This is a genomic window from Candidatus Margulisiibacteriota bacterium (genome assembly GCA_041661965.1).
In the GTDB taxonomy this organism is placed as follows: Bacteria; Margulisbacteria; WOR-1; order O2-12-FULL-45-9; family XYB2-FULL-48-7; genus XYB2-FULL-45-9.
This window is the reverse complement of sequence record JBAZTH010000002.1, coordinates 312757-338525: the sequence shown is the minus strand read 5'-3', so window position 1 is coordinate 338525 and position 25769 is coordinate 312757. Positions and strand designations below refer to the sequence as shown.

Below are 25769 nucleotides of genomic sequence, written 5' to 3'. Positions count from 1 at the left end.
TCATGCCAAAGCTGGAAATCCTCTACGTTTGCCAAGCCTGCGGCCAGGGCTTTCCCCGTTGGCAGGGGCAATGCCCAAGCTGCAACGAATGGAATACCCTTACGGAAGAAGTCCCCACTTCGCAACCCCCCAATAAACCGAACGTCACCAAGGCAGGCGAGCCGATTTCGATCACCGCCGTAGATTATAAAGTGGAAGACCGGGTCCCGACCGGCTTAGCGGAACTGGACCGAGTTTTGGGCGGTGGAGTTGTTCCCGGTTCGGCCACCCTAATTTCGGGGGAGCCGGGGATTGGCAAATCGACGCTGATGCTTCAGGTCGCCGAAGCGTTAAGCAAAAAAGAAGCGGTCTTATATGTCAGTGGCGAAGAGTCGCCGCGTCAGATCCGGATGCGAGCGGAAAGGCTGGGGACCATTTCCAAGCGCCTTATTCTGCTGCCGGAGACCGGCTTGTTCAATATTGAAAAAAGGATCGAACAGGTTAAGCCGGCTTACGTCATTGTTGATTCAATCCAAACTCTTTATCGTGAGGATGTTTCCGCTGCTCCGGGCTCGGTTGCTCAGGTTAGGGAGTGTGCCGCCTATCTGGTCGGGATCGCTAAATCGACCGGCATTCCGATAATTATTGTCGGGCACGTAACCAAAGATGGATCGATCGCCGGGCCAAGGGTGCTGGAACATGTGGTGGACACCGTCCTCTACTTTGAGGGGGAAAAACACAAACAGTACCGCCTGCTCCGGGCGATTAAAAACCGCTTCGGTTCGACTAACGAGATTGGCATCTTCGAGATGAAAGAAAAAGGGCTGGTCGAGGTCGACAATCCTTCGGAGGTCTTTTTGCAGGAGCGGCCAAAAGATGCCCCCGGGTCAGTCGTGACGGCGGCGATCGAAGGGAGCCGGCCGCTGCTGGTCGAGATCCAGGCGCTGGTCGCGCCGACTAAAATGGCCTACCCAATCCGAAAGGTGACCGGGGTCGATCAGAATCGAGTCTCTATTATTTTGGCGGTCTTGGAGCGCCAATTGGGCCTGAAGCTCTCCTCGGCCGATGTTTATGTTAACGCCGCCGGCGGTGTGAGGGTTTTGGAGCCGGCCGTCGATCTGCCGATTGCCCTGGCGATCGTTTCCTGTTATAAATCGATGCCGATCGATTACAAAACGATCGCGATGGGTGAGATTGGCCTGACCGGTGAGATCCGCTCGATCAGCCATCTGGAAAAGCGGTTGAAAGAAGCAGAAAAGCTTGGCTTTACGACGGCCGTTATTCCCAAGGGAAATAAGGTCGCGGCGAAAATCAAGCTCGAGGAATGGTCTTCGGTTAAAGAGGCGCTGGCAGCATATTTGCGATAGACCGGCGGACTTCACCTAATTTAGCTTCGTATTCCGAATCATCGGCGATCATAATCGGTTTGCCGATACTCAACCGGACCTTAGCCGGCCGGATTAGTTTTGTCCCTTTGGGCATGATGTCATAACTGCCGGCGATCGCCACCGGCAGGACCGGAACCTTGGCCTTCAACGCGGCCAACAGGCTCCCCCGCTTAAATTCTCCCAGCGACCCGTCCCCGCTTCTGGTCCCTTCCGGGAAGATCAGGATTTTATCGCCCTGGTTTAATAGGTCGACCATTTTATCGACTAGTTTGTAGGCGCTCAAGATCATCGCCCGGTCGACCGGGAAATAACCGGTCATTCGCAGATACCAGCCGAAGATCGGGATCTTAAAAAGCTCTTTCTTGATGGCAAAAAGGAAGTTTACCGGGAGCCCGCCCAGGACGATCGGAATGTCGGCCGCTCCCTGGTGGTTGGCGGCGATCATAAAAGCTCCGGCGGGAATATTTTCCTGGCCGACCACTTTGAAACTGGAGCCGGAGAGTAAAATGATCATTTTTGACCAGACGCGGGCGGCGACTTGAAACGGCTCTCTTTTATCTTTAACGAAAGGGAGAAAACATAGGGCTAGGCTCGACCCCAGAAAAAAGGTGCCGATGGTGATCGTATAAAGCAGTAAATTATGTAAAAAGCGGAGAATGATCATCTTTTTAAGTATAACAAAATGACGGGTTCGGATCAATCAATCCGGCCCCCGCTTTGGCCAGCGCGTCGTCTCTCATCGAAAAAAAGTCTTGCGGACGAGCGTGGCCGGCCATGACTTCATAGACTCCGATTCTTCCTCGATACCCTTCCGGGGTAAGCCGGCGCGCCAGGCGTTGCGCGACCACCCCAATGATTGTCGAGCCCACCAAATAAGGCTCGATCCCCATCTCAATCAAGCGGGTGCCGGCGGACGGCGCGTCGGTCGTGTGCAAAGTGGCAAAGACTAAATGTCCGGTCAAGGCGGCTTGCACGGCGATCCGGGCGGTTTCCAAATCGCGGATCTCGCCGATCATAATAATATCCGGGTCTTGCCGCAGGATGCTCCGCAAGCCTCTGGCAAAAGTTAAGCCGGCCTTATTGTTGACCTGGATTTGGTTGACCCCGGGAAGCTGGTACTCGACCGGGTCTTCAATTGTAATGATGTTGACTTCCTTGGAATTGAGGGTGGAAAGCGTGGCGTAGAGGGTGGTTGTTTTGCCGGAACCGGTCGGGCCGGTTATCAAGACCAAGCCACTGCGCCGCTCGATTATTTGACGATAGGCGGCGAGCGCCGTTTCGCTCAAGCCAAGCTCCGTTAATTTAAGGGCGGCGTGCCGCCTCTGGAGCAGACGAATGACCGCTTTTTCTCCGTGGATGGTCGGCATGGTCGAAACTCGCAGATCGATTGTCTGTTTGCCTGCCCTAACTTCCCCCCGACCGTCTTGAGGGAGCCTGGTTTCGCCGATATCCAACCCGACCATGACTTTAAGCCGGGAGATGAGCGCGTTTTGTTTGCTTTTATTGATTGGCGGGGCGTCAAGCAGAAGGCCGTCAACCCTATAACGGACCCTGAAGAAATCATCCCGCGGTTCAAGGTGGATATCGGAAGCCAGAAGTTCGGCTCCCTTGGCGATAATTTCATCCAAAAGTTCGGGCGTTTTGGCATGCTCCATGGTGACAAAGAAAGCAATTTTATTGCCAAAACAAGTTAGGTGAAATTACGGAGGGGGATCGGCGAGAGATGGGTAGATGCAAACTCATAGGATTGATGAAATTGGCGAGATCGTTGTTTATCGGCCGAAACGGTCGACCAAGAGATGTTTTTACTTTGACGATGAACTATGCTGTGCGCCGCAGATCAAATTCCGGCTTTGTGCTAATTGTTCGCGGCTGGACCCTCGCTTGGTCGTTGTTAGCATGTTCAATAAAATCAAAGAGATGGCGGAGAAATTTTTAAGTTTTTCCGGATTAAGAGCCGATTAACGCTTGAGGGCCCCTTGGGCCGCTTGCCACATGACATCAATCGGCGGTTCTTCGCCGGTAAAGATCGTAAACGCGAGGGCCCCCTGCCGGATCAGCATTCCTAACCCGGAACAAGTTTTGCAGCCCCGAACTTTTGCCTCTTTGATCAGTCTTGTTTCCGCCGGATTATAGACCAAATCGTAAACCAGGGTCTTTTTGTTTAATTCGGCCGCGGCCGGCAAGGGAGAAAACTCAATTTTTGGCGACATGCCGACTGGGGTCGTGTTGACCAGCAGGTCGGTCGAAGCGATTGCTTTATTAAGCTCCTGGCTATCAAGAGGAGCGTGGCGGCAATTGATCTTAGAAAAGGAACTGGTTTGTTCGGCCAATAGTTTTGCCTTTTCTTCATCAAGATCGGCAATTACCAGGGACTTAACACCGGTTTCCGCCAGCATGATCGAGACCGCCCGACTGGCCCCTCCGGCGCCCAGAATGACAACCTCTTTCCCTTTGGGTTCGAACCCGGCGTCTTCCCGAAGTGAATCCAGAAAGCCGGGGCCGTCGGTGTTGTAGCCGATCAGGGTTCCTTCCTGGTTTTGGACGGTGTTGACCGCCCCGATCACTTCCGCCAGCTTGGTGATCTCATCGAGCTGCGGGATGATCGTTTCCTTGTGCGGAACTGTAACATTAAAGCCGGCGATATGAAGAGCGCGAAAGCCGCCGACCGCTTGGGCCAAATCGTGCTGATCGACCTCAAACGGGACATACTCATAGTCGATGCCGAGCTCTTTGAAAGCGGCGTTGTGCATTGCCGGCGAAACGCTGTGGCCTAAAGGATAGCCGACCAAGCCGATTAGTTTTTTCATGCTCGAAATAGTATAACATGCTCGCCAAGCCAAGGCGAGGACGCTTGTTAAAGAATGGAAGGTACGTTATAATTGACTTATAAAGGGGGGCTATTTATGCCAAAAATTCATATCTTGGACGTAACCAATCGCGATGGCGTGCAAACCGCCAGGATTGGCATGGCGAAACTGGAAAAAACCATTCTGAACATGCTTTTGAACGAAATGGGAGTTTATCAATCGGAATTCGGCTTCCCTTTCACCAAGCATGAAACGAATTATCTCAATGCCAACCTGGAATTAGCGGAAATGGGGGCCCTGGCCCCGATGAAGCTTGAGGGTTGGGCCCGCGCGATAAAAAAGGATGTCGACCTTTCCTTCAAATTTGTCCCGAAACTCAAGCATCTCAACCTTTCCATGTCGACCTCCGCGGTTATGTTGACCGGCAAATTCCAGGGAAAAATGGACGAGAAATCGATTATTGCCAGTATGGGGGAAGCGGTTGAGGCTGCTTACGCCTATGGCGCGGAAACGGTCGGCGTAAACGCGGAGGATGCCTCCCGGACCGATCTCGAATTTCTGATCAAGTTCGGTAAGGCGGCCAAGGAGCGGGGGGCCAAACGTCTTCGCTATTGCGACACCCTCGGCGCCGATGACCCGCAGACCATTTACGAACGGATCAAGGCAATTGCCCAAGAGATCAAGCTGCCGATAGAGCTTCATTGCCATAACGATATCGGCATGGCGGTCGCTTGCTCGGTCATGGGGGCAAAAGGAGCGATCGATGGCGGGCAGGACGCCTACATCAACACCACGGTCAACGGAGTGGGGGAGCGGGCTGGAAACGCCGACATGCTTTCGGTCCTGCTGGCCCTTAAGTACGGCAGCGGGTTGAAAGATAAGGGGCTTTTCCCGGAAGGGATCAAGCTCGACAAAGCCTGGCATATTGCCAAATATGCTTCTTACGCTTTCAAAATTCCAATTCCGGTCAATCAGGTGGGGGTTGGGGCCAATGCTTTTGCTCACGAATCGGGGATCCACGCCGACGGCGCTCTCAAAGATCGCCGCAATTATGAGCTTTACGATTATGAAGAGCTGGGACGGGGCGAAGCCGAATTGGTTGAGACCGGCCGCCAGATCACGGTTGGGGAATACAGCGGCATCAAAGGTTTTTACAATGTTTTCGGCAAATTGGAGATCGAATTCAAAGATGACAAGGAGGCCGAAAGGATCCTCGAGCTGGCCCGCTATGCCAACGTCCATACCCAGAAACCGCTGACCAAGGATGAATTGATGTTCGTCGCCAAGTATCCGGACCAGGCCCGCAAAATTATGACGGTTACCCCGGCGTAAGGAGAAAGACATGCCGAAAGTAGGAATAATTCTGGGAAGCAAATCGGACCTGCCGGTCCTGGAAAAGACGGAGAAACAACTGAAGGAATTCGGCATTGAATACGACGTTACCGTCGCTTCGGCCCACCGCGCCCCCAAAGCGGTTGAAGAGTACGCCGTAGCGGCGGAAAGCAAATATGACCTGATCATTGCCGCCGCCGGCATGGCCGCCGCGCTCCCCGGGATCGTCGCGGCCGGCACGGTCTTGCCGGTGATCGGGGTCCCGCTTCATTCGCCAAGTTTATCCGGGCATGACGCCCTCTTTGCCATCGTCCAAATGCCGTCCGGTGTGCCGGTCGCGACGGTCGCGATCGACGGGGCGCGCAACGCGGCGATCCTGGCCGCGCAGATCCTGGCCTTGAAATATCCGGAACTTAAAGAGAAGTTGAAAGCATTAAAGTCAGAGCTCGCGAAGGGGTAGTATGGCCGACCTGATAATCGGGCTGCTTGTCGTTGGTTTTGTTTTTTTGGGCGTGCGTGACGGATTTGCCAGATCCCTTGGCGGCGTCATAACCTTTTTTCTGGCTCTTTTTGCCTCTGCCGCGGTCATCGAGTTTTTTTCCGCCTACTCGCCAGTTTACAAAGATTACCTGAACATTGCGACCGTCATGACTTTTATTTTTGTCTGGCTGGTTACGCTGGTTATTTTGGAACTGCTTCTCGGCCTCTTGCTTAAAAGGATCATTACAGTCACGGTCCTGGGACCGGTCGACCGGGTTTTGGGCGGGATCGTCGGCGGCGGACGGGGCTTATTGGTTTTGGGATTGGCGCTGCAACTGGCCTTAGCGCTGGCTATTCCAGCCGCTTTTAAAACCGCGATCAATGAAGCGTTCCTGGCCAAGCTTTCCATTTCCGCCTATCAATGGGCGTTTCCCTTGGCCAAAAAGACCGTCCCGCAGATCAATCAAACGATGCGGGAAAATATTATCAACAAGATCCACGTTGAAATCGGCGATCTTTCGCAAGATAATCCTGACGAGTTGAAAAAAAAGCTGGTGGAAGTGGAAAAGGCCAAGGCTCGATTAGAAAAAGAACTGCTTAAGTTTACCCCAGAGAGCGAAACAGCTCCTAAAAAAGGAGAACTCAATGAAATACTTCGTAATTATCGGTGACGGAATGTCCGACCTGCCGCTTAAGGAACTGAACGGAAAGACCCCCCTGGAAGCGGCCAAGACCCCTAATCTTGATTATATCGCCCAATACGGTATCTGCGGCTGGACCAAAAATATTCCGACCGGCATGACTCCCGGCTCCGACGTCGCGGCAATGAGCATTTTCGGTTACGATCCCAAAAAGGGCTATACCGGACGGGGTCCCTTGGAAGCGGCCAGTCTGGGAATCAAATTGGGCGAGAATGACGTTGCTTTTCGCTGTAATTTAGTTACCCTTAAAGACGGCTTAATGAAAGATTTTACCGCCGGCCATATTTCAACCGAAGAGGCCAAGCGGGTCTTTAAAGAGTTGGGCAAAAAGATCGGTTCCAAAAAGGTCGAGTTTATTCCGGGGTTGAGTTACCGGAACCTCCTGGTTTTTCGCGGCCTAAGCCGCGGCGAAGTTCAGCGATTGACCGGCACCAAGACCACTCCGCCGCATGATATTACCGGTAAAAAGATCGCCGGGCATCTGCCCAAGGGACGCGGGGAAGAGTTCCTGCTACCGCTGATCAATGAGAGCGAACTTATTCTCAAACAAATGAAATCAAAGGCGACGATTATTTGGCCGTGGGGGCAGGGGGCTTCGCCGCATATCCAATCCTTTCCCAGCAAATACGGCAAGAGCGCGGCGGTAATTACCGCGGTCCATCTGTTAAAAGGTCTTGGTCAGATCGTCGGGATGGAGATCGTGACCGTTCCCGGCGCGACCGGCTATCTCGACACCAACTACGCGGGAAAAGCCAAGTCCGCCCTGAATGCCATCAAGCGTCGGGACGTGGTCTTTATCCATGTCGAAGCGCCGGACGAAGCGGGACATGAGGGGGATGTGAAGCATAAGATCCAGGCGATCGAAGATTTTGACAAATTGGTCGTCGGGCCGATCTTGAAGAAGATCCGTGACAAGGAAATCAACGCCAAGGTCATGGTCCTGCCCGACCATCCGACCCCGATCAAGCTGATGACCCATACTGCGGACCCTGTTCCCTTCGCGATCTTTTCGTCGTACAATAAATTGTGTTCGGACAAGGTCAAAGGTTACAGCGAACGGCAGATCAAAAAATCAAAGTTGAAGATCAAGCACGGCTACGAACTGCTGACTTATCTTTTTCGATAGGAGAGGTATGAGAATCGCAATTATCGGTCTCGGTTTGATCGGCGGCTCCTTGGGACTGGCCCTCAAAAAAAAGGGAGAGGTCGTGATCGTCGGGATTCCCCGACAGGAAACAACCATCCAAAAGGGATTGGCGCTGGGGGCGATCGACGAAGGGACGACCGACCATGTTAAGGGGGTCAAAGAAGCCGACTTGGTCTTTATTTGCACGCCGCTCAACCTCATTATTCCGGTTTTGACCGAGATCGCGCCGCATTTGAAGAAAGGGGCGATCGTCAGCGACGTCGGCAGTTCGAAATACGAGATCGTCTCCCAGGCGGAAAAATTAATGCCCAAGGGAGCGTATTATGTCGGCGGCCACCCGATGGCCGGCAAAGAGACCTTTAAACTTGAAGCGGCCGAAGCCGATTTGTTTGAAGGTCGGAGCTGGATTCTTACCAAAACTTCCAAGACCAGCCAGCGGGCGCTGGAAAAAGTGGCCGAACAGGTCCAAAAAACCGGCGCCAAGACAATTGAGATGGAGCCAAAGGTCCACGACCTGGTTGTGGCGGCGGTCAGTCATTTGCCGCTGGCGCTCGCGGCTTCATTGGTCAACGTGATCGGCGCCGAAGAGCAAAAAGAGCTGATGAGCAAATGCGCCGCGTCCGGTTTTCGCGATGCCACGCGCGTCGCTTCGGGCGACCCGATCCTGGGGGTCGATATGTTCACGACCAATAAAAAAGCGGTCCTGAAGATGATCGGTTCTTTCAAGCGGGCGCTCGCCAGCCTGGAAGGGTTGATCAAAGAGGGGAACGGCGAAAAAATCCGCGAGGAATTGGCCAGAGCGAAACAATTTCGGGACCGACTCTTCAGCCCTTAAGGGAGGGCATGAAGACGCGTCACGAAAAAAACGCCGATGATGTCCGGTAGGGCCGCCGCTCCCGTCGCGATCTTTCGGTAAAAATCATCGGCCGAAACCCAGTTGATCTTATAAGTGTCTTCAAGAAAGTCGGACGCCTCTTCAAACCAAGGGTCCTCAACGGAAAAGGCGTCGAGTTGGGTGTGAATATCAAGGTAAGAGAAAAGATCGACCCCGCGAGCGGCCGCCGCTCTAATCCCCCGCGCTAGCATCTTTTTCCCCAGACTTATCTGGTCGGCTGTCGACCAGCCGAGAGCCGTTTTTTTCAATTGCTCAAGGAGCGAGGGCTCCCGGACGAACGAATAGACGTCATGTCCCAATGTTTTTTGCGCCAGCGTCAGCGCGACCTTTTGTCCGGTGAACCAGCGGAAACTTTCGCCTAACTGGGCATCCCTGAAAGTTTCGCCGTCCCAGAGGCCGCTCGCCAGCCTGAAGGGATAATCAGGGTTGCAGGCGGCCGCCAGTTCGAACCAATTGCTCCGTTGATCGACCCGGGCGCGATGGGCCACTTTAATTTTTCCGAAATGGGACATGGTCTGAATTTCTACTTCCCTGATGGCAGGGAGTTTTTGCAGAAGATGACGCCGGCTTTCCCGGTCCGCAATTTGAACGAGCTCTAGAGTTTCTTCGGACAAGAGAGGAGAAACGAGCGGGGTTGTTGCCGAAAGAGGAACTTTTCCGGCGGCCATTCCCAGGCGATTGGTCGTTTCCATTTCCCGTGAAAAAATCCTGACCCGTAGTGGGGCGGCAAACTCAAGATGGAGCGCCCGATAACCGTTCGGCTTAGGGTGCTCGATAAAATCACGGCTTCGTTCCGGCAAAAGGGGCCCGCAGACTTTGGCGACGGACAAGAGAGCCCGCGCCTGATAACAGGCGAGAGGATCTTGCGTTATGATATCAAAAAAGAACAGGTCGCGTTCGGTTAAGGATGGGCCCTCCTCCTTGGGACTGGGCGGGAGGTCGTAGCTTTCGGGGAGTTGTTGGCGGCGGCGGAAAAGCCATTTTTCTTCGGCCGATTCCGCCCGCTCCTTGAGCAGCATTTCATAAGGAGTGCGGAGTACGGCCTTCACTTCAGCTTGGAGGCCGTTATTATTGAGGGCCTCGGTTATCAGCCTGGTTACCGACTGGATCGGCTCGGTTTGTATTTGTTTGAACCTGGCGGCGTATTTGGCGTAATCGGGGTGGGCAACGGCCATTGCTTTGTTGGCGACGGCGACGGCCATTTCTCTCGCCCCAACCACGGCCACGGCCAAGGGATAGACAACTTCATCGACGAATCGAAAGTGATAGAATTTGCTTTCCGGGCTCAACCTGTCGCAGGTATTAAAGTAGTCGTCGAGGTCGGCCATTTTGATATATAAAGCCTCCAAATAGTCCATAGTTGAACTAATGAACCTTGGTTCGTAGCGCCCGGCCTGCTGGAATTTGGTTTCTTGCTTGCTCGTCTTCAAATTGGTCAAGACATTAACTATTCCGCTGACCCGCCGGCCAAAAACCCGCTCAATATTTTCAAGGCTTAACGAGGTATCTTCCACTGTATCGTGCAGCCAAACGGCGACATAGGCATCGCCCCCGAGATAAGGGACGTCGGCTTGGGCCAGCCGTTCCTGGATCCGGAGCATATGGTAGACGTACAATTCATGTGCCTTCCGCCTGATCGGGACGCCGGTGTCGTACACGTGGGCCTTGATGGCCAGCGTCGCGGCGGCGAAGAACTTGCCCTTGCTGAAGTTGCTTCGATGCCCGGCCTGACAAGCTTTCTCCTGGAGCAAGGCGGCGGCTTCAGAGGCGCGGGATAAAAAAGCTCTGTTTTTAGCGTAAGCCTCTAAGCCCCAGGTCAGGCGGGCGCCGTCGGACAATGTCTTAAGGTTGCAGTACCTTTGGATTCGACGATCGTGAAAGACCGGTTGACTGTTCATACGGAATTGTTTCGGCGGGAAAGAGCGATGATTTCAGGGAAAATCAGGATTTCTGGGCGACGGCTTTTCTTTCCCGGTCGGAGAGGCGGCGGCCGAAAAGCTTTTCTTCCGAAATCACGACCAGATTGGAGTTGATGGTCTGTGGCGCAAATTGTCCGATCAGGTGGAGGTAGTTGGCTGAAAGGACGACCGAAGCGTAGGTGCCGGAAACCGCTTCACCGAAGCCGGCGCCGAGGTCGCGGAATAAAACGTAGGTCCCTTTGATCTCTTCCTGGCTTAGGACCGTGCGGACTGTTTTTAAGGTTTTCATGGTAATCCCTCCGAATATATATCGGCAAAAATCGGCGGGAATTTCAGAGTGAAATTAAAGGGCAATCAAGCGGAAAGAGATATATGGAGTATAATCATTGAGATGGACGAAAAACTGATCAAAAGCGTCAAAGAGCGGATCGAGCCGCGCTGCCCGTATTTTGGGGTTTGCGGCGGCTGCCAACTGCAGGATATCCCGTATCCTTTGCAGCTGGAGCTCAAACAGCAATACGTTAAAGATTGTCTCACTGCCCAGGGACTTACCGACGTCAAAGTTGAACCGGTCCTGGGAATGGACGAGCCGTGGTTCTATCGCAATAAGATCCAATTCCCGATCCGGTCGCAGAACGGCCGGTTGCAAATGGGGTACTTTAAGCCCCGGTCACACGAAGTGGTTAACATAAAAGAGTGCTACATCCAGGACCCGTTCCTGACCGAAGTCGCGCTGATCGCCCACAAGGTCTTTGAACGGCGCGGCTTGTCCGCTTACGACGAAAAGACTGGCCAGGGGGTCCTCCGCCACTTTATCGGCCGGAGCGCTTTCGCGACCAACGAAATGCTGCTGGGGATCGTCGTCAACGGCCGCGGACTCCCTGCCGGCTACACCGTCGCCGACGAGATCAAGCGGCAGGAACGATTAATGCACCGGCTGGTTGCCCGCCATCAGGATTATCCCCGCTACGAAGAAAAGCGGCGGATCGTCGGGATCGTCCAGAACATCAACAATTTTAAGAATAACGTGATCCTGGGGGATAAGTATAATTCCCTCTTCGGCGGGACCTTTATCATCGACAAGCTGGGGAAATATACGTTTAAGATCCAGCTTCCTTCTTTCTACCAGGTCAATCCGGTCCAGGCGGTCAAGCTATACGACGCGGTGCGAGACTTAGCCGCTCTGACCGGCCGGGAATTGGTAATCGACGCTTTTGCCGGCATCGGGCCGATCGCTTTTTGGCTTTCGACCAAAGCCCGGGAAGTTGTGGGGATCGAAGAGTGCGAGCCGGCGGTCAAAGACGCGCTGGAAAATATCAAGCTTAATAATTTCGTGAAGATCACCATGAAACACGGCAAGGTCGAGCACCTGCTGACCAAAAAAGCCGACGTAGTGGTCCTTGACCCGCCGCGAGGCGGTTGTACCGAAAAAGTCCTGATGGGAGTGGCGCGCTCGGAAGCGAAAAAGATTATCTATGTCTCTTGCAACCCGGAAACCTTAGCGCGAGACCTAAAGTTTCTGGAACAAAGAAGCTATAAAACTACCGTTGTTCAACCAGTTGATATGTTCCCGCACACCAGCCATATTGAATCAGTCGCGGTCTTGGTTAAAACGTAGAAATTAGGAGCGTTTTTTGAGCAGGCCTTTTTTCCGCTTGGTCTCTTTAGCCCGTTTTTGGCGCCGCTTGATCTCTTTTTGTTTTTGTCTTGGCATGAACTCATTATCGCCTATTTTCTTCAGGTCGTCAACACCTCCTCACCCAGTCGGATGCTATAATTTAGTTGATGAAGAAACGAGCGCACGTCATTTATTCCGGGCGGGTCCAGGGAGTCGGCTTCCGCTATACGGCGATTGACCTGGCGGGGAAAGAGCCGGTCACCGGTTGGGTCAAGAATTTACCCGGGGAAAGGGTCGAGCTGGTAGTGGAGGGGGATGAGGCCGCCCTAAATCGCTATACCGGGAGTTTGAGCCAAACCTTTGCCGGACGGATCCAGAAAGAAGCCTTTTACTGGGAGCCGGCGACCGGAGAATTCAGCGGGTTTCAGATCCGTTATTGATAGCGGCCAACGCGGAAGATGGGTCTGCTGCCTCGACCCAGATGACGTTATTAAACCGCCGGAACCAGGTCATTTGCCGGCGGGCAAAGTTACGGGTTCTTTTTTTTAGCTCCTCGATCATTACCGCTTCGGTCGGATAAACCCCGTTTATATAGTCGATCACTTCTTTGTAGCCAAGTCCCTGCAAGGCCGGAAGCTCTTTTTTGTATCCCTTGGCTAACAAGGTTTTGACCTCGGCAAGCAAGTCGCTGGAGATCATTTTGTCTACCCGCTGATTGATCCGCTCGTAAAGGACTTCGCGGGGGAGGGTGAGGCAAAAGAGCGAGTCAAGCCCCGCGACTGAACGTCGCGGTTCCTTAACCCGTAATTTTTGCAGATCCGATATTGGTTTGCCGGTCAATTCGAAAACTTCCAGAGCCCTGATAATCCGCTTTTTATCATTAGCGTGGATCTTGGCGGCGGCGGCCGGATCAATCGTAGAAAGTTGAGCGTAGAGCGTGGAGGTAGGGATTATTTCCAACCTGGCTCGCAATTCTTTGTCCGCCGGGGTGATCGGGAAAGCAAACCCCTCTATCAGCGACCAGAGATAGAGGCCGGTTCCCCCGACAATGATCGGAGTTTTTCCTCTGGTCTTCAACTCTGCCGATTTTCTGGCGCACTCGCCGACGAAGTCGGAGACGGTCCATTCTTCATCGGGATCGCGGATATTAATCAGATGATGAGGAATCCCTTGCCGCTCTTCCATGGTCGGCTTCGCGGTCCCAATGTCCATTCCCCGGTAGACCTGCATCGAGTCGGCGGAGATAATTTCGCCGTTAAGTTGTTTGGCGAGTTCGATCGATAGGCTGGTTTTGCCGACGGCGGTCGGGCCGAAAATAAAGAGGGTTTTCACTAGTCCCGTTGGTTGCGCAGGGCGAGCAAGCGAACTAGATTTAAGACCGCCATGGCGGCGGCGGCGACATAGGTCAAGGCGGCGGCATTGAGGACCGCCCGGGCCATTGGGACTTCGGCCTCGGTAAGATACCCGCCATCGGCCAGGACCTTGATCGCCCGGTTACTGGCGTCGAATTCGACCGGCAACGTCACGACCGCGAAAAAGACCGCGACTGAAAAGAACATGATCCCCAGATCCATTAGCGGTTTATAACTCAAGAAAATCCCCAGGAAAAAGAGGGGGAAGGAGAGGGTCGTCCCCAGGTTGGAGATTGGGAGCATGCCGTTGCGCAGTTTAAGCGGGGAATAGGACTTGGCGTCCTGAACCGCGTGGCCGGCTTCGTGGGCGGCGACCCCTAGCGCGGCGACGGAAGTGCTGGCATAGACTGATTCGGACAGGCGCAAAGTTTTGGCCCGTGGATCGTAATGATCGGTCAGTTCCCCCGGGGTTTCTTCAACTTTAATCGCCCCAAGCCCGTTGCCATCTAAAATCCCGCGAGCGGCGGCCGCGCCGGTCAGCCCTTTTTGCGAAGGAACTTCAGCGTATTTGGCAAAGGTTGATTTGACTTTGAACTGGGCGTACAAAGCCAGGGCCATGGCCGGGAGCAATAAAATAAAGGTCCAATCGAAGTACATGTTTAGATCTTAAAGCCGCCGTGCTTTTTGAAATGTTCCACCAGCCCGCCGTCGGCGAGCAGGGTTTGCATGGTTTTCGGCAGAGGGGCGATCTTGATGTCGGTCCCTTTGGTCTTATTGACGATCTTGCCGCCGTCGAGGTTGATCTCGAGCTCGTCCCCTTCGGCGATCCCGTCAGTGTCGGCTTCGATCGCCAGGATCCCAAGGTTAAAGCAATTGCGGTAAAAAATTCGGGCGAACGACTTGGCGATCACCGCCGAGATGTTGGCATATTTGATCGCCATCGGGGCCTGTTCGCGGGAAGAGCCGCAGCCGAAGTTTCTGCCAGCGACAAGAAAATCTCCCTTTTCCAGCCGGGAGTAAAATTCAGGGTCGAGATCTTCCATGACGTGTTTCGCCAATTCGACCGGGTCCTGGATCTTAAACTTATAGCGCCCCGAAATAACGTAGTCGGTATTGATATCGTTGACGATCTTTTTAGTCGGTAACTTTGCTTTGCCGGTTAAGTTCATAGATATTTCCTCGGATCGGTGATTTGCCCCTCGATCATTGAGGCGGCGACAGTAGCGGGGGAACCAAGATAAATAAAAGCGTTCCGGTTCCCCATCCGGCCCAAAAAGTTTCGGTTGGCGGTCGAGATGACATTTTCCCCGTCGGATGGGACCCCGTTGTGGGTGCCGACGCACGGTCCGCAACCCGGGGTGACGGCAAGGGCGCCGCACTCGAGCAGGGTCTGGTAGGTTCCGTCTTTGATCATCGCCATCAGGATATCTTTGGAGGCGGGGGCGATGATCAGCCGGCAACCGGCTTTAACATTTTTCCCTTTAAGGATCTTGGCGGCGACCTGGAAATCTTCCAGCCGGCCGTTGGTGCAGGTACCGATGAAGCCCTGCTGGACCGGGGTGCCGGCGACTTCGGTCACGCCGCAAACATTGTCGACCGTGTGCGGTTTGGCGATCTGCGGCTCAAGCTTGGCAACGTCGATCTCAACGATCTGCTGGTAGATCGCGTCTTTGTCGGCGGTAATTGGGTTCGGTTTTTTCTTGGAGTGTTGTTTCACCCATTCCATGACTTTGGCGTCAGCCTCCATCAGTCCGGCCTTGGCGCCGCACTCGATCGCCATATTAGAGATGGTGAAGCGGGCGTCGACCGACATGGCGTCGATCGCTTGGCCGCCGATCTCAAGGGCTAGGTAGGTGGCGCCGTCGGCGCCGATCTGGCCGATAAAATGCAGGACCAGATCCTTGGAATAGACCCCTTTCGGGAGCTGGCCGTTGAAGTTAACTTTCATCGTTTCCGGGACCTTGAACCAGAGTTTGCCCGAGATCATCCCGGCGGCGAGGTCGGTCGAACCGATCCCGGTCGAGAAGACGTTGATCGCCCCGTAAGTGCAGGTGTGGGAATCGGCCCCGATCACCAGGTTCCCTGGGACGACCAGCCCTTGTTCCGGCGTAATCTGGTGGCAGACGCCGCAGCCGACGTCATAAAGCTTGACCCCTTGTTCCAGACAGAATTCGCGGATCTTTTTGTGGATGGCGGAGACCCCTTCGTTTGGCGATGGGGAGCTGTGGTCGATGATGATGGCGATCTTGTTCGGGTCGGCGACCTTTTTGGCCTGCATTTTCCGGAACGAGTCGATGGCGACCCCGGAAGTCCCGTCCTGGCCGATCATGAAATCGAGGTCGGCAATGACGATGTCCCCGGCTTTAGCGTCCCGGCCGGAGTGGTTGGAGAGTATTTTCTCGGCTATTGTCTTGCCCATAAAACTATTTTATCACAAAGCGGAAAAAATGACGAGAAGCGTTACTTCTTCTTTCGGTTGTTAAGCGCCTTTTCCACCAGGCTCGCTTTTTCCACCAGGTAGGGGTCGAGCCCTTCCATCTCATGGACCTCTTTGAGCAGTTTTGAAGCTTTCGGGTTCGAGACGATATCGGCCAGGTTGAGTTTGGCCCGAGCGACAAGGTCTTGATATTCAAATTTTATCTTAACAACGTCGGTCAGCAGTTTTTCCGCTCTTTGCAGATCTCCCGACTTCGCGCGCTTCATTAGGATTTCTGCCTTGACGATCTTTCCTTTGCCGACAAAGTAATCGTCCGGCCGGGAGGCGAGCTCTTTGAGTGACAGATCGACCAGCTTTAGGGCGGGGGCAAAATCGTTAGGGTCGCGGTAGAGAATGATCTCCGCTTTGGAAAGGAGGGCGCGGCCGCGGAAATACCAGTGGGCGTCTTTTTCTTTGACCACCCGGTTGAGAAGCTCGAGCGCGCTGGCCCAGTCCCCCTTTTCCCGGCGGGCAAGACGGAGTTCCGCTTCCACGACCAGGGCTTTGGCGGCGAAAAATTCCGAAAGGTTTTTCCCCAGGATCTCGCGGACTTTTTCGCAAAGGGAAATGGCGTTGCCGAATTCTTCCGGGATGCCGATCAGCAGTTCCGCTTTACCGATCAGGGCGCGGGCCTTGAGGTATTCGGGCGGATTTTTGAGCATGATCTGGTCGTACAGTTTCAGCGCTTCAACGTGGTCGCCCGGATCGTTCCGTCCGACCAGGAGGTCGGCGATCCCGAACATGATCTCGGACGAATCGGAGCGTTCGGCGTGTTGTTTTAAGATGCTTTTATAGCGCTTGAGGACTTTGTTGATCTTTTCTTTTTCCGAAGGGACTGGGAAGCCGACTTCTTTGTCAACGATATAGCTCATGATCGGGGATAAAATAACCATAATTTTCCCATCTCCTTCAAGGTTTTTAGCGTTTGCAATCGCATTCTATATGATGTAAAATAGTATGTCAATGGAACCTATATCGCCGGAACGCTTAAATGAGCTTCAGGACCTGGAAAAACGGATCGGCGTCCCCTTTGTTAACCAGAACCTTCTCAACCAGTCAATGACCCACAGCTCCTACGCCCACGAAAAGAACGTTAAGGACAACGAACGCCTGGAATTTCTCGGCGACGCGGTCCTCAAACTGGTCGCGACCGAGTACATCTACAATAAATTCCCCACTCACGACGAAGGCGATCTAACCAAAATCCGGGCGGCGGTCATTTCCGACGAAACCCTTTCCAAGGTTGGCCAGAAACTTGACCTTGGGGAAGCGATGCTCCTTAGCCAAAACGAGAAAAAAGGCGGGGGGAAAAAACGGAAGTCTAACCTCGCCAACGCGGTTGAAGCCCTGATCGGGGCGGTCTATCTGGACGCCGGCCTGGGACGGGTCCGGGACCTGATCATCGAGAACCTCCGGGCCGAGATAGAGATTGTTTCCGAGGTTGGCTATATCTGCGATTACAAATCGACCCTGCAGGAATACGTGCAAAAGAACAAATGGGCCTTGCCCCAATACCGGGTGATCAAAGAAGTAGGGCCGGAACACCGCCGCGTCTTCCTGGTCGAAGCCAAGATCAACGGCAAATCCTACGGCGTCGGCCGGGGAAACAACAAAAAAGAAGCCGAACAACGGGCGGCGGAAGTCGCGCTGAACATGTTTTCCAGAATGAAAAAGAGGTTGAAAATAGATGACAAAGCTGCTGATTAAAAACGGCCAGGTCGTCGATCCGGCGGCCAGCATTAACGGCCAGCGCGACATCCTGATCGAGAACGGCAAGGTCGCGGCGGTCGGGAAACGGCTGCAGGCCGGCGGCGCCAAAGTGATCGACGCGAAAGGCCTGCTGGTCATGCCGGGACTGATCGATATGCACACGCATCTCCGCGATCCCGGCCGGCCGGAGAAAGAGACGATTGCCAGCGGTTCGCGGGCGGCCGCGCTCGGCGGCTTCACGACGATCTGCTGCATGGCTAATACCAACCCGCCGCTCGACAATCCGGCGCTCATTAGTTATGTGGTCAACAAAGCGGAGAAGGAAGCGGTCGTTAACGTCAAACCGATCGCCGCTATTACCAAGGGATTGAAGGGGGACGAGATTACAGAAATGGGACGCTGCGTTGCCGAAGGGGCGATTGCTTTCTCTGACGACGGCCACCCGGTCACCCGGAGCGACGTTATGCGCCGGGGAATAGAATACGCCAAACAGTTTAACAAGCCGCTTATCTCTCATTGCGAGGACGTGAATTTGTCCAGCGGCGGAGCGATGAATGAGAGCCAGTTGTCGACCGAGATCGGGCTTCCCGGGATTCCGGCGCTGGCCGAAGAGATCATGATCGCCAGGGATCTGCTCCTGGCCAAACAATACGGCCGGGTCCATATCGCCCATGTCTCTTCCGCCGGAGCGGTCAAACTGATCCGTCAGGCCAAAAGAGAGGGGACGCCGGTGACTTGCGAAACCTGCCCGCATTATTTTGCCCTGACCGAGGAAGCGGTCCGGAATTACGATACTAACGCTAAAGTCAGTCCCCCGCTCAAAGCGGAAAAAGACCGGAAGGAAATTATCCGCGCGCTCAAGGATGGGACGATCGACGCGATCGCGACCGACCATGCTCCCCACACGTTGGAAGAAAAGAACGTCGAGTTCAGTTTAGCCGCCAACGGTTTGATCGGTTTAGAGACCGCCTTGAGCCTGGCCTTCACCAAACTTTTACCGGCCGGTCTCAACTTGAAAGAGCTTGTGAATCTGATGTCGGCCTCTCCCGCCCGGATCCTCGGCTTAGCGGGCAAAGGGACGCTCGCGGTTGGCGCCGATGCCGACTTGATCATTGTCGACCCGAAAGCGGAATGGGTTGTCGATCCCAATCAATCGGCCTCTAATAGCCGCAACACGCCGTTTACCGGCTGGAAATTAAAAGGGAAAGTCCTTCATACCATCGTGAATGGCCAACAAGTCGTCAAAGATGGCAAACTTAATTAAGCTTGTTGTTTGTTTGTTATTTTTTACGCTCTCCGGTTGCGGCGACATGGAAGGAACCGTCACTTCGATCACGATCAATCCCCCTACGATCACCGTCGGGATTAACCAAACCCAGTATTTTTCAGCTGTCGCCAAAGACAACAACGGACAAATTATTTCAGTTACGCCAACCTGGTCGGTAACTGGCGGGATCGGATCTATTTCATCCGGCGGAATATTGACCGCGACGACGACCGATTGCTCCGGCACTGTTGTCGCCACGGTCAATTCGGTCTCCGGCAGCTCGCTGGTGACCATTACCTCGAAAGGGTGGGTTGAAGGGCGGGTGACCGATGAGCTTGGTATTCGAGTCAATGGGATGAAGATCTCGATTAAAAGTCTTGCCTTAGTCGCTTTTACCGATTCGAATGGCGACTATAGCATTGCCAATGTGCCGCAGGGACATTATGAGATTTGGAGTGACGAGAGTTCGACTCTTTACCATCCCGCGTCAGTTGAAGCAACTGTAAATATGGGGGAAAGATCGAAGTTTCACAATTTCACCCTTATCTATTTTAGTAAGCCGCCAGACACAACCTCCCCCGATCCTTCTACTCTACTCGGCGTTACCAGGCAATAAAATTGCTGTTCCAGCCGCATGAAGCGGTATTGGCTGATCGCATTATCTATTAGTTTGTTATTAACCTCTTGTGCTGTTAAAGAAGAGGCGGAGCAACCGTTGGCAATTGAAGCCGCCCCCGAACAACCTTCCAGAGAAGCGGTCTATGTTTATAGTGAAAAACAGGCTGGACCCAATAGCCTGATGCTGCGAAGTGAGCCTCTCCTCCTTTCCACCGGTTACGCTCGGTTGGTTGGGGTGGTCAGTGGGTCTGCCCGTCCAGCAGACGGGGACAGGCCGATAGCGTTGATCGAATTGGGGGGACGAGGGCTCACCGCGGCGGTTGGCGAAGTGGTCGATGGCTTTACCGTTGACCATATCGACCAGGAAGTTGTTTATTTATCAAAGGAGAAATAAGGTGAAAAAGCTGGGGATGTTGTTGTTATTATTATTGCTGGCAAAAAGTTCAGGAGCGGAAAACATCCCGCGACTCGATTTTGAGAACGCGCCGGTACTGGAGGTGGTACAAGCGCTGGCCAGAAGCCGCGGCTTCGATCTGGTCATGGCGGGGGATCCGGCCGCCCTGCAGGGAAAACGGGTGACCGTTCATCTGAAAAATATCTCCCTGGAAGAGGCGATCGAAACGATCCTGCGGACCAACGGTCTTTGTTTCGAGCAAAAAGGACGGACTTATTTGATCTCCTCTCTGCCGCAGGATTTGAACGCCAGCGGTTACCGGGCGACAGTTGACCAGTTATTATTAAAGTATTTACCGGCGAGTAGAACAGCGGAACTGCTGGGAAAGCTTTTCCCGGGGGCGATTTTTCAGGCGGGAGAGCGAGGGACTTCGGTTTTGTTCCGGGGAAAGGAGTCGGAGCTAAACGAAGCGAAAGAGTTGCTGGCGAAGATCGACCGGCCGATCCCGCAGATCCTGATCGAAAGCAAGGTGGTGGAGCTTTCCCGGAACGATTCAACTCGCCTGGGGATCGCCTATGGCAATGGCGGGGTTAAGTTCGCAACCATTGCTGAAACGAAAAAAACCGATCTGGGCGAGAATATTACTTCAACTCTTAATGCTCTGATCGCCGGGGGAAAAGCCAATGTTCTGGCGACTCCCCGGATCGCGACGCTCGACAATCGGGAGGCGGTCATTAATATCGGGAACAGAGTCCCTTACGCTGTGCCGGTCGGCGGGAATTCGACTACCGCTCAATGGACGGTTGAATATCTTGACGCCGGAGTTAGGCTTAAGGTCCTACCGCAACTGGGACAAGACGGCGCCCTGACGATCCAACTCCAGCCGGAAGTTTCTTCGATCGCTGAATGGCGGACGACGACGGCGGGCGATTTTCCGGTGATCGCGACCCGGAATGCCGCGACGACTGTTCGGGTCAAAGACGGCGAAACGATCGTGATCGGGGGCTTGCTCTCGGAGGTTGAAAGAGAAAATGTGGCCCGCTTGCCGCTCCTAGGGTATTTGCCGCTGATCGGTCTCCTGTTTCAGAACAAAACGGTCGAGAAAGAAAAGACGGAGATTGTCTTTATGGTTACCCCTCGCGTGATCTAAGCCGCGACTAGTTTGATCTTCCCCAGCATCCCCATCTGATCGTCTTTAATAATCAGGACCCCGTCTAAATCGCGGATCTTCCGGGCGACCGCCAGGCCTGGCTCGATGTCGGACGGATCTTTAATGACATTATTGATGGCGGTCGAAGCGGCGTCGGCCAGGGAGCCGTCACGAGAAGTGACCAAAACAAGATCAGCTTTGCCGAAACCGACCGAGCGGCCGGAGTGACCCGACGACATGGAAATCGAGAAGGGCTCTTTCCCCGGGTCGAGTTCCACGCAGACCTTTTCCGAAAAGGGGGAATTCCCGGCGTAGACGGTCAGCTTGCGCGGCTTGACCAGGCGAAGGAAAATGTCCCCGCCGTTTTCAATGATCAGTTCTTCGGTAAACGGCAAAAGATCCCGGCCGATGAATTGGGCGAGGGTCCCGGCGACCGCGGCCATTGGTCCGACTTTAGCTTTCCTGGCCGCCCCTGCCATTGCCCTGACGATTGCCGGCGCGCCAAAAAAAACGCGGACCGGGGAGAGCGACTTTAAAAATTTCGGGTTTGATTCGATGAATTGCTCGAGGAGGCCGCGGTGTTTGATGACGCTCCCCATCGCCTTATCGTAAAGGTTAACATTAGCCTGGATCAGCAGGTCGGTCTCTTTCTCGACCAGTTCGAAACGGACCAGGTCCTCGGCGTTAATATAGTTGCGGTAAGCTCTTTCCTGGTAAACCATCACAAAACCCCTTTGGTCGATGGAACTCCGCTCTTCCGGGGATTAATGGCGCAGGCCCGCTGGAGGGCGACCCCGAAAGCCTTAAAGATCGCTTCGACCTTGTGGTGGGTATTTTTCCCCCGGACCAGTTCGATATGCAGGGAGACTCCCGCTTTATAAACGAACGCTTCAAAAAACTCGCGCAACATTTCCGCGTCCAAGGAGAGCTTAACCCTTTCAGTCCCGATTTCCGCGTAGACCAACTCTTTGGGGAATTTGGCTTTGAAGGTAAAATGAGGGCGGCCGGAGATGTCGATTGCCGCTTTGACGTCGGCCAACGATTCGTCCATTGGCAGGAGGGCGTGGCCGTAGCGTTCGATCTTGAGCTTCTTTCCCAGCGCCTTGGCAAAGGCCTCGCCTAAGGCCAAGCCGGTATCTTCTACTAAATGATGGAGATCGATCTCCAGGTCCCCTTTGGCGGCAATTTTCAGGTCGAAGAGCCCGTGTTTGGCAAACAGGGTGAACATGTGGGTGAGGTAGGGGATCGGGTAGTTGATCTCGCTTTTCCCCTTCCCTTCAATGGTCAAGTCGATCTTGATGTCGGTTTCTTTGGTTTGACGGTGTAGTTTCGCTTTTCTCATTTAAGCCTCCTTGAATAATCCGGCCTGGTCGGTAGGTTGTTTTTTGATCGCGATGCCGAGATGCTTGTAAGCGTTGGGGGTTGCGGCCCGGCCGCGCGGGGTCCGTTCGATAAAGCCGAGCTGAAGCAAATAGGGCTCATAAACATCTTCAATTGTTTCAACGGCTTCGGAAATCCCGGCGGCGATCGTTTCCACGCCGACCGGCCCCCCCCGGAACTTCTCGATGATTGTCGACAAATATTTCCGGTCGATCTTGTCCAAGCCGTGCTCGTCCACGCCCATCGAAGCCAGGCACTCTTTGGCGATCGGGCCGGTGAGGCTGGTGGTCCCTTTGACCTGGGCAAAGTCGCGGACCCGGCGGAGAAAGCGGATGGCGATTCGGGGGGTTCCCCGGGCGCGCTTGGCGACTTCGTTTGCCCCGCCGTCTTCGATCGAGATCTCCATTTTTTGGGCGGCCCGGGTGACAATCTCTTTAAGTTCGTCCTGGGTGTAATACTCCAGCCGGTTGATGATGCCGAAGCGGTCGCGCAGCGGCGACGAGAGCAGGCCGATCCTGGTCGTCGCGCCGACCAGGGTGAACTTTGGCAGGTCGAGGCGAATGGAGCGGGCGCTCGGCCCTTTGCCGATAATGATATCGAGGGCAAAATCTTCCATCGCCGGGTAAAGGACCTCTTCCACGGTTTTATTGAGCCGGTGGATCTCGTCGATAAAAAGAATGTCGTGTTCCTTGAGGTTGGTCAGGATGGCGGCCAGGTCCCCCGGCCGTTCGATCGCCGGACCAGAAGTGATCTTGATGTTGGCGCCGATCTCGTTGGCGATGATGTTGGCGAGGGTCGTTTTACCCAGGCCCGGCGGGCCGTAAAAGAGGAGATGCTCCAGCGCTTCGCCTCTGGAGCGGACCGCGTCGATATGGATCCGCAGGTTTTTCTTGATCTGGTCCTGGCCGATAAAGCCCGCGAAGCGACGCGGACGCAAGCCCTCGACCGCCTGGTCGTCTTCCGGCCTAACTTCCGGTTCCGCCATAAAGCCTCTTATATTCAAAATAGCTGTTCATCACTTTTTGGACGTAGAGCCTGGTTTCCCGGATCGGAATGCTTTCCACGAACTCGTCGATGTCGATCGCTCCTAAATTGCCGCCGTACCAGTTCTTGACGTAACGCCAGACCCGGTTCGGGCCGCCGTTGTAGCCGGCGAGCGAGAGGTACCAGTTATTGTTGAAGCTTTTAATTAGGCCGGACAAGTAATAGGTCCCCATTTTAATGTTGGTGTCGGCCTGATTGAGTTTCGAAGTCCGGTAGCTGGAAAGGTTTAATTGTTTAGCTATTCCCCGCCCGGTCCCCGGCATGATCTGCATTAAGCCTCGGGCCGAAGCGTTGGAGCGGGCGTTGTTAAGAAAACGGCTCTCTTCCCTGATCACCGCCAGAATTAGATAAGGGTCGATATCGTTTTTGTCAGATTCTTTGCGGACGGTGGCCCAGTAGCCTCGGGGATAAGCGAGCTGCCAGACCTTTTCCGGAACGGAATCGAGCTGGTTGGAATAGAGGGCGGACTCGATCTTCCTTTGCGCGAAGCGGATGGCTGAAATGTAACGTCCGGCTCGGACCAGGACTTCGCCGAGCTTAAGTTGGGCCGATTCCTTTTCGGAGTCGGAGGTCCCGTTGACCAGGAACTTGGCTTCTTCCGCGGCAAAAGCGGTCTGTCCCAGGTCCATCAGCTTTTTGTATTTCTGGAAATGGAGGTCGAGCTCGGCCTGGCTGATCGTTCCTCCTTCGGCTGGCTTGCTTTGTAGCCAGATGTCCATCAGGGTTGAAAGTTCCGCTTGGTCTTTTTCGTTAATGGTTTTTAGCGCCTCGTTCAGGTTGTCTAGGTTAAATGAGATCTCGTCATTGATCGGGTTGCCGGTCAACCGGAGCCGCTCTTTGGCCCGGTAAGCGTAGTAGGTGTGATCGAAGCGTTTGGCCAGCTTTTTGTAAACTTCCTGCGCCGCGCCAAGGTTTCCCTGCCGTTCCAGCGCCTTGGCCTCAAAGAAATAACAGCGCGGCGATTCGCTCCCCATCGGGTAGAGTTGCGCGAGATGAAGATAGGTGACCGCGTTCGGCCAGTCGCTCGCCCAGTAGTAGATCTTTCCCATCCGCCAGATGGCGGCGGAAACCATGTCGCAGTAGGGATAATCTTTGACCAGCGCGTAGTAATCTTTTAATCCGCCGTTGATGTCGCCGACCTGTTCGCGGAAATAAGCGCGCCAGTAAAGGGCGTCGGGGGCATAGCTCGATTCGGGATGGTTCAAGATCACCTTGCTGAAAACGGCGATTCCCCAGTCGTACTTTCCCCGATTGCCGTAAGCCCGGCCAAGGTAATAATTGGCTTTACCGGCCAGGCTGGGGGCGTTTTTAGCGGCGCGAGTCAAATTGACGACCGCTTGGTCGAGATCGTTATCGAGCGCTTCGGCCCGGCCGAGCATGATCCAGGCTTCGTCGACGAACTTGCTTTTCGGGTACTCGCGGGCCAATCGGTTGAAAATGTTCCCGGCCATTTTGTATTCTTGCTGGTCGAAATAGGCCATCCCCTGATTGAACAGCGCTTTTTCCGACGCTTTGTACAGGGGGAGTTTTTTCTGGTGTTGTTTTTTCAGCTTGGCGATTGCCGCTCTTGCTCTTTGGCCGTAAGAACTTAAAGGATGATAAAGATCGGTCTCCTGGTAAGCGTAATAGGCGTTTTTCCAGTCCCCGTTTTTTTCTCGGCTTTGAGCGATCAGGAAGCGGGTTTCGGCCGCTTCGTCGAAATCGGGATATTTGTCCAGTAAAAGATCGAAGGATTTGGCCGCGGCGGTGTAATTCTTATCATTATAACGGCTTTTGCCCAGCCGGAAGAGAGCTTTGGAGATCAGCAGGCTTTGCGGGTAGCTAACCGATAGAGACTGGAACTCTCTGGCCGCGCCGGTAAAATCGTCAGCCTGGTAATAGAGGTTGGCTACTTCAAAGCGGGCGTAATCGCTCAAAGGAAAAGAGTGATCTTCGGCCGCCGCGGTCAGCAGGCTGATTGCCCGAGCGGGGTCGCCGGCTTGGGCGGCCTTAAGGCCGGCGGTAAAGTTGGCCGCAGTGGTATCGGAGTCCCCTTCGATCGTTTGGGCCGAGAGGGGAAGAAAAAGTGACAACAAGAGTGTTATTACGATGAAAAAGCGCTTCATTGGT

28 protein-coding genes are annotated in these 25769 nt (G+C 54.1%); 14 read left to right on the top strand and 14 right to left on the bottom strand.

What is annotated here, in order from left to right; genetic code table 11:
* The first annotated feature begins 2 nt into the window (after positions 1 to 2).
* Positions 3 to 1346: a DNA repair protein RadA gene (gene radA / locus WC772_04540; protein MFA6170020.1), complete on the top strand. Its 1344-nt coding sequence runs from the start codon at positions 3 to 5 to the stop codon at positions 1344 to 1346.
* Here the strand turns inward: radA and WC772_04535 are convergent.
* Together WC772_04535 and WC772_04530 are read right to left on the bottom strand one after the other, a co-directional pair.
* Positions 1315 to 2031: a lysophospholipid acyltransferase family protein gene (locus tag WC772_04535; GenBank protein ID MFA6170019.1), complete on the bottom strand. Its 717-nt coding sequence runs from the start codon at positions 2029 to 2031 to the stop codon at positions 1315 to 1317. The two genes, radA and WC772_04535, sit on opposite strands and share 32 nt — an antisense overlap.
* Positions 2032 to 2035: 4 nt before the next feature.
* On the bottom strand, positions 2036 to 3022 hold the full coding sequence (locus WC772_04530; protein ID MFA6170018.1) for a GspE/PulE family protein: 987 nt from the start codon (positions 3020 to 3022) through the stop codon (positions 2036 to 2038).
* 76 nt (positions 3023 to 3098) lie between these two features.
* Here WC772_04530 and WC772_04525 point away from each other — a divergent pair, with 76 nt between their 5' ends.
* Positions 3099 to 3332: a hypothetical protein gene (locus WC772_04525; protein ID MFA6170017.1), complete on the top strand. Its 234-nt coding sequence runs from the start codon at positions 3099 to 3101 to the stop codon at positions 3330 to 3332.
* On the opposite strand, the gene WC772_04520 is transcribed toward WC772_04525, so the two are convergent.
* Complete coding sequence (locus WC772_04520; GenBank protein ID MFA6170016.1) at positions 3329 to 4177, bottom strand: shikimate dehydrogenase; 849 nt, start codon at positions 4175 to 4177, stop codon at positions 3329 to 3331. The two genes, WC772_04525 and WC772_04520, sit on opposite strands and share 4 nt — an antisense overlap.
* 96 nt (positions 4178 to 4273) lie before the next feature.
* Between WC772_04520 and WC772_04515 the strand changes: the two genes are divergently transcribed.
* The 5 genes from WC772_04515 to WC772_04495 are packed head-to-tail and all read left to right on the top strand — an operon-like array spanning position 4274 to position 8672.
* Positions 4274 to 5509 carry a homocitrate synthase gene (locus WC772_04515; protein ID MFA6170015.1) on the top strand — a complete coding sequence of 412 codons (1236 nt, stop codon included), beginning with the start codon at positions 4274 to 4276 and terminating at the stop codon, positions 5507 to 5509.
* A 10-nt stretch (positions 5510 to 5519) separates the two neighbouring features.
* Positions 5520 to 5969, top strand: a complete 450-nt coding sequence (gene purE, locus WC772_04510; protein MFA6170014.1) for a 5-(carboxyamino)imidazole ribonucleotide mutase — start codon at positions 5520 to 5522, stop codon at positions 5967 to 5969.
* A 1-nt stretch (position 5970) separates the two neighbouring features.
* The gene (locus WC772_04505; GenBank protein ID MFA6170013.1) at positions 5971 to 6660 is read left to right on the top strand and encodes a CvpA family protein; all 690 of its coding nucleotides are present in this window, start codon (positions 5971 to 5973) and stop codon (positions 6658 to 6660) included.
* Positions 6635 to 7816: a cofactor-independent phosphoglycerate mutase gene (locus tag WC772_04500; protein MFA6170012.1), complete on the top strand. Its 1182-nt coding sequence runs from the start codon at positions 6635 to 6637 to the stop codon at positions 7814 to 7816. Before WC772_04505 ends, WC772_04500 begins: the two co-directional genes overlap by 26 nt.
* A 7-nt stretch (positions 7817 to 7823) precedes the next feature.
* Positions 7824 to 8672, top strand: coding sequence for a prephenate dehydrogenase/arogenate dehydrogenase family protein (locus tag WC772_04495; GenBank protein MFA6170011.1), 849 nt, complete (start codon positions 7824 to 7826; stop codon positions 8670 to 8672).
* Here the strand turns inward: WC772_04495 and WC772_04490 are convergent.
* Positions 8669 to 10630, bottom strand: a complete 1962-nt coding sequence (locus WC772_04490) for a hypothetical protein (GenBank protein ID MFA6170010.1) — start codon at positions 10628 to 10630, stop codon at positions 8669 to 8671. The two genes, WC772_04495 and WC772_04490, sit on opposite strands and share 4 nt — an antisense overlap.
* 43 nt (positions 10631 to 10673) lie before the next feature.
* On the bottom strand, positions 10674 to 10940 hold the full coding sequence (locus WC772_04485) for a hypothetical protein (GenBank protein ID MFA6170009.1): 267 nt from the start codon (positions 10938 to 10940) through the stop codon (positions 10674 to 10676).
* A gap of 102 nt (positions 10941 to 11042) precedes the next feature.
* Here WC772_04485 and rlmD point away from each other — a divergent pair, with 102 nt between their 5' ends.
* Entirely contained in the window at positions 11043 to 12269 is a 1227-nt protein-coding gene (rlmD, locus tag WC772_04480) for a 23S rRNA (uracil(1939)-C(5))-methyltransferase RlmD (protein MFA6170008.1), read from the top strand.
* A 167-nt stretch (positions 12270 to 12436) separates the two neighbouring features.
* Entirely contained in the window at positions 12437 to 12709 is a 273-nt protein-coding gene (locus WC772_04475; protein ID MFA6170007.1) for an acylphosphatase, read from the top strand.
* Here WC772_04475 and miaA read toward each other — a convergent pair.
* Genes miaA through WC772_04450 form a run of 5 tightly spaced genes read right to left on the bottom strand, consistent with a single transcriptional unit; the run spans position 12684 to position 16990 of the window.
* Positions 12684 to 13601: a tRNA (adenosine(37)-N6)-dimethylallyltransferase MiaA gene (gene miaA / locus WC772_04470; GenBank protein ID MFA6170006.1), complete on the bottom strand. Its 918-nt coding sequence runs from the start codon at positions 13599 to 13601 to the stop codon at positions 12684 to 12686. The two genes, WC772_04475 and miaA, sit on opposite strands and share 26 nt — an antisense overlap.
* The gene (locus WC772_04465; protein MFA6170005.1) at positions 13601 to 14278 is read right to left on the bottom strand and encodes a zinc metallopeptidase; all 678 of its coding nucleotides are present in this window, start codon (positions 14276 to 14278) and stop codon (positions 13601 to 13603) included. The genes miaA and WC772_04465 overlap by 1 nt, the downstream gene beginning before the upstream one ends.
* A 2-nt stretch (positions 14279 to 14280) precedes the next feature.
* Positions 14281 to 14790: a 3-isopropylmalate dehydratase small subunit gene (locus WC772_04460; protein MFA6170004.1), complete on the bottom strand. Its 510-nt coding sequence runs from the start codon at positions 14788 to 14790 to the stop codon at positions 14281 to 14283.
* A complete protein-coding gene (locus WC772_04455; protein MFA6170003.1) occupies positions 14787 to 16040 on the bottom strand; it encodes a 3-isopropylmalate dehydratase large subunit in 1254 nt (417 codons plus the stop codon). Before WC772_04455 ends, WC772_04460 begins: the two co-directional genes overlap by 4 nt.
* Positions 16041 to 16081: 41 nt before the next feature.
* Positions 16082 to 16990 carry a hypothetical protein gene (locus tag WC772_04450; protein MFA6170002.1) on the bottom strand — a complete coding sequence of 303 codons (909 nt, stop codon included), beginning with the start codon at positions 16988 to 16990 and terminating at the stop codon, positions 16082 to 16084.
* Positions 16991 to 17060: 70 nt separating this feature from the next.
* Between WC772_04450 and rnc the strand changes: the two genes are divergently transcribed.
* From rnc to WC772_04425, 5 genes are all read left to right on the top strand, one after another.
* Positions 17061 to 17804, top strand: coding sequence for a ribonuclease III (gene rnc / locus WC772_04445; protein ID MFA6170001.1), 744 nt, complete (start codon positions 17061 to 17063; stop codon positions 17802 to 17804).
* A complete protein-coding gene (locus tag WC772_04440; GenBank protein MFA6170000.1) occupies positions 17785 to 19071 on the top strand; it encodes a dihydroorotase in 1287 nt (428 codons plus the stop codon). The genes rnc and WC772_04440 overlap by 20 nt, the downstream gene beginning before the upstream one ends.
* The gene (locus tag WC772_04435) at positions 19055 to 19690 is read left to right on the top strand and encodes a carboxypeptidase-like regulatory domain-containing protein (protein ID MFA6169999.1); all 636 of its coding nucleotides are present in this window, start codon (positions 19055 to 19057) and stop codon (positions 19688 to 19690) included. The genes WC772_04440 and WC772_04435 overlap by 17 nt, the downstream gene beginning before the upstream one ends.
* 99 nt (positions 19691 to 19789) lie before the next feature.
* On the top strand, positions 19790 to 20086 hold the full coding sequence (locus tag WC772_04430) for a hypothetical protein (protein MFA6169998.1): 297 nt from the start codon (positions 19790 to 19792) through the stop codon (positions 20084 to 20086).
* 1 nt (position 20087) lies between these two features.
* Positions 20088 to 21236: a secretin and TonB N-terminal domain-containing protein gene (locus WC772_04425; protein MFA6169997.1), complete on the top strand. Its 1149-nt coding sequence runs from the start codon at positions 20088 to 20090 to the stop codon at positions 21234 to 21236.
* Here the strand turns inward: WC772_04425 and WC772_04420 are convergent.
* From WC772_04420 to WC772_04405, 4 genes are read right to left on the bottom strand one after another with little or no spacing between them, the layout of a single operon-like run.
* A complete protein-coding gene (locus WC772_04420) occupies positions 21233 to 21958 on the bottom strand; it encodes a UPF0280 family protein (protein MFA6169996.1) in 726 nt (241 codons plus the stop codon). The two genes, WC772_04425 and WC772_04420, sit on opposite strands and share 4 nt — an antisense overlap.
* On the bottom strand, positions 21958 to 22578 hold the full coding sequence (hisB, locus tag WC772_04415; GenBank protein ID MFA6169995.1) for an imidazoleglycerol-phosphate dehydratase HisB: 621 nt from the start codon (positions 22576 to 22578) through the stop codon (positions 21958 to 21960). The genes WC772_04420 and hisB overlap by 1 nt, the downstream gene beginning before the upstream one ends.
* On the bottom strand, positions 22579 to 23601 hold the full coding sequence (gene ruvB / locus WC772_04410) for a Holliday junction branch migration DNA helicase RuvB (GenBank protein ID MFA6169994.1): 1023 nt from the start codon (positions 23599 to 23601) through the stop codon (positions 22579 to 22581).
* On the bottom strand, positions 23582 to 25765 hold the full coding sequence (locus WC772_04405; GenBank protein ID MFA6169993.1) for a transglycosylase SLT domain-containing protein: 2184 nt from the start codon (positions 25763 to 25765) through the stop codon (positions 23582 to 23584). The genes ruvB and WC772_04405 overlap by 20 nt, the downstream gene beginning before the upstream one ends.
* Positions 25766 to 25769 lie beyond the last annotated feature (4 nt).

Coding starts and splice junctions, on each gene's coding strand:
- WC772_04495 (MFA6170011.1), top strand. CDS start 7,824: ATGAGAATCGCAATTATCGGTCTCGGTTTGATCGGCGGCTCCTTGGGA.
- WC772_04515 (MFA6170015.1), top strand. CDS start 4,274: ATGCCAAAAATTCATATCTTGGACGTAACCAATCGCGATGGCGTGCAA.
- purE (MFA6170014.1), top strand. CDS start 5,520: ATGCCGAAAGTAGGAATAATTCTGGGAAGCAAATCGGACCTGCCGGTC.
- WC772_04485 (MFA6170009.1), bottom strand. CDS start 10,940: ATGAAAACCTTAAAAACAGTCCGCACGGTCCTAAGCCAGGAAGAGATC.
- WC772_04460 (MFA6170004.1), bottom strand. CDS start 14,790: ATGAACTTAACCGGCAAAGCAAAGTTACCGACTAAAAAGATCGTCAAC.
- WC772_04505 (MFA6170013.1), top strand. CDS start 5,971: ATGGCCGACCTGATAATCGGGCTGCTTGTCGTTGGTTTTGTTTTTTTG.
- WC772_04465 (MFA6170005.1), bottom strand. CDS start 14,278: ATGTACTTCGATTGGACCTTTATTTTATTGCTCCCGGCCATGGCCCTG.
- WC772_04520 (MFA6170016.1), bottom strand. CDS start 4,177: ATGAAAAAACTAATCGGCTTGGTCGGCTATCCTTTAGGCCACAGCGTT.
- WC772_04475 (MFA6170007.1), top strand. CDS start 12,437: ATGAAGAAACGAGCGCACGTCATTTATTCCGGGCGGGTCCAGGGAGTC.
- WC772_04500 (MFA6170012.1), top strand. CDS start 6,635: ATGAAATACTTCGTAATTATCGGTGACGGAATGTCCGACCTGCCGCTT.
- WC772_04405 (MFA6169993.1), bottom strand. CDS start 25,765: ATGAAGCGCTTTTTCATCGTAATAACACTCTTGTTGTCACTTTTTCTT.
- WC772_04420 (MFA6169996.1), bottom strand. CDS start 21,958: ATGGTTTACCAGGAAAGAGCTTACCGCAACTATATTAACGCCGAGGAC.
- rnc (MFA6170001.1), top strand. CDS start 17,061: ATGGAACCTATATCGCCGGAACGCTTAAATGAGCTTCAGGACCTGGAA.
- WC772_04535 (MFA6170019.1), bottom strand. CDS start 2,031: ATGATCATTCTCCGCTTTTTACATAATTTACTGCTTTATACGATCACC.
- WC772_04440 (MFA6170000.1), top strand. CDS start 17,785: ATGACAAAGCTGCTGATTAAAAACGGCCAGGTCGTCGATCCGGCGGCC.
- WC772_04530 (MFA6170018.1), bottom strand. CDS start 3,022: ATGGAGCATGCCAAAACGCCCGAACTTTTGGATGAAATTATCGCCAAG.
- ruvB (MFA6169994.1), bottom strand. CDS start 23,601: ATGGCGGAACCGGAAGTTAGGCCGGAAGACGACCAGGCGGTCGAGGGC.
- rlmD (MFA6170008.1), top strand. CDS start 11,043: ATGGACGAAAAACTGATCAAAAGCGTCAAAGAGCGGATCGAGCCGCGC.
- radA (MFA6170020.1), top strand. CDS start 3: ATGCCAAAGCTGGAAATCCTCTACGTTTGCCAAGCCTGCGGCCAGGGC.
- WC772_04455 (MFA6170003.1), bottom strand. CDS start 16,040: ATGGGCAAGACAATAGCCGAGAAAATACTCTCCAACCACTCCGGCCGG.
- hisB (MFA6169995.1), bottom strand. CDS start 22,578: ATGAGAAAAGCGAAACTACACCGTCAAACCAAAGAAACCGACATCAAG.
- WC772_04435 (MFA6169999.1), top strand. CDS start 19,055: ATGGCAAACTTAATTAAGCTTGTTGTTTGTTTGTTATTTTTTACGCTC.
- WC772_04490 (MFA6170010.1), bottom strand. CDS start 10,630: ATGAACAGTCAACCGGTCTTTCACGATCGTCGAATCCAAAGGTACTGC.
- WC772_04525 (MFA6170017.1), top strand. CDS start 3,099: ATGCAAACTCATAGGATTGATGAAATTGGCGAGATCGTTGTTTATCGG.
- WC772_04450 (MFA6170002.1), bottom strand. CDS start 16,990: ATGGTTATTTTATCCCCGATCATGAGCTATATCGTTGACAAAGAAGTC.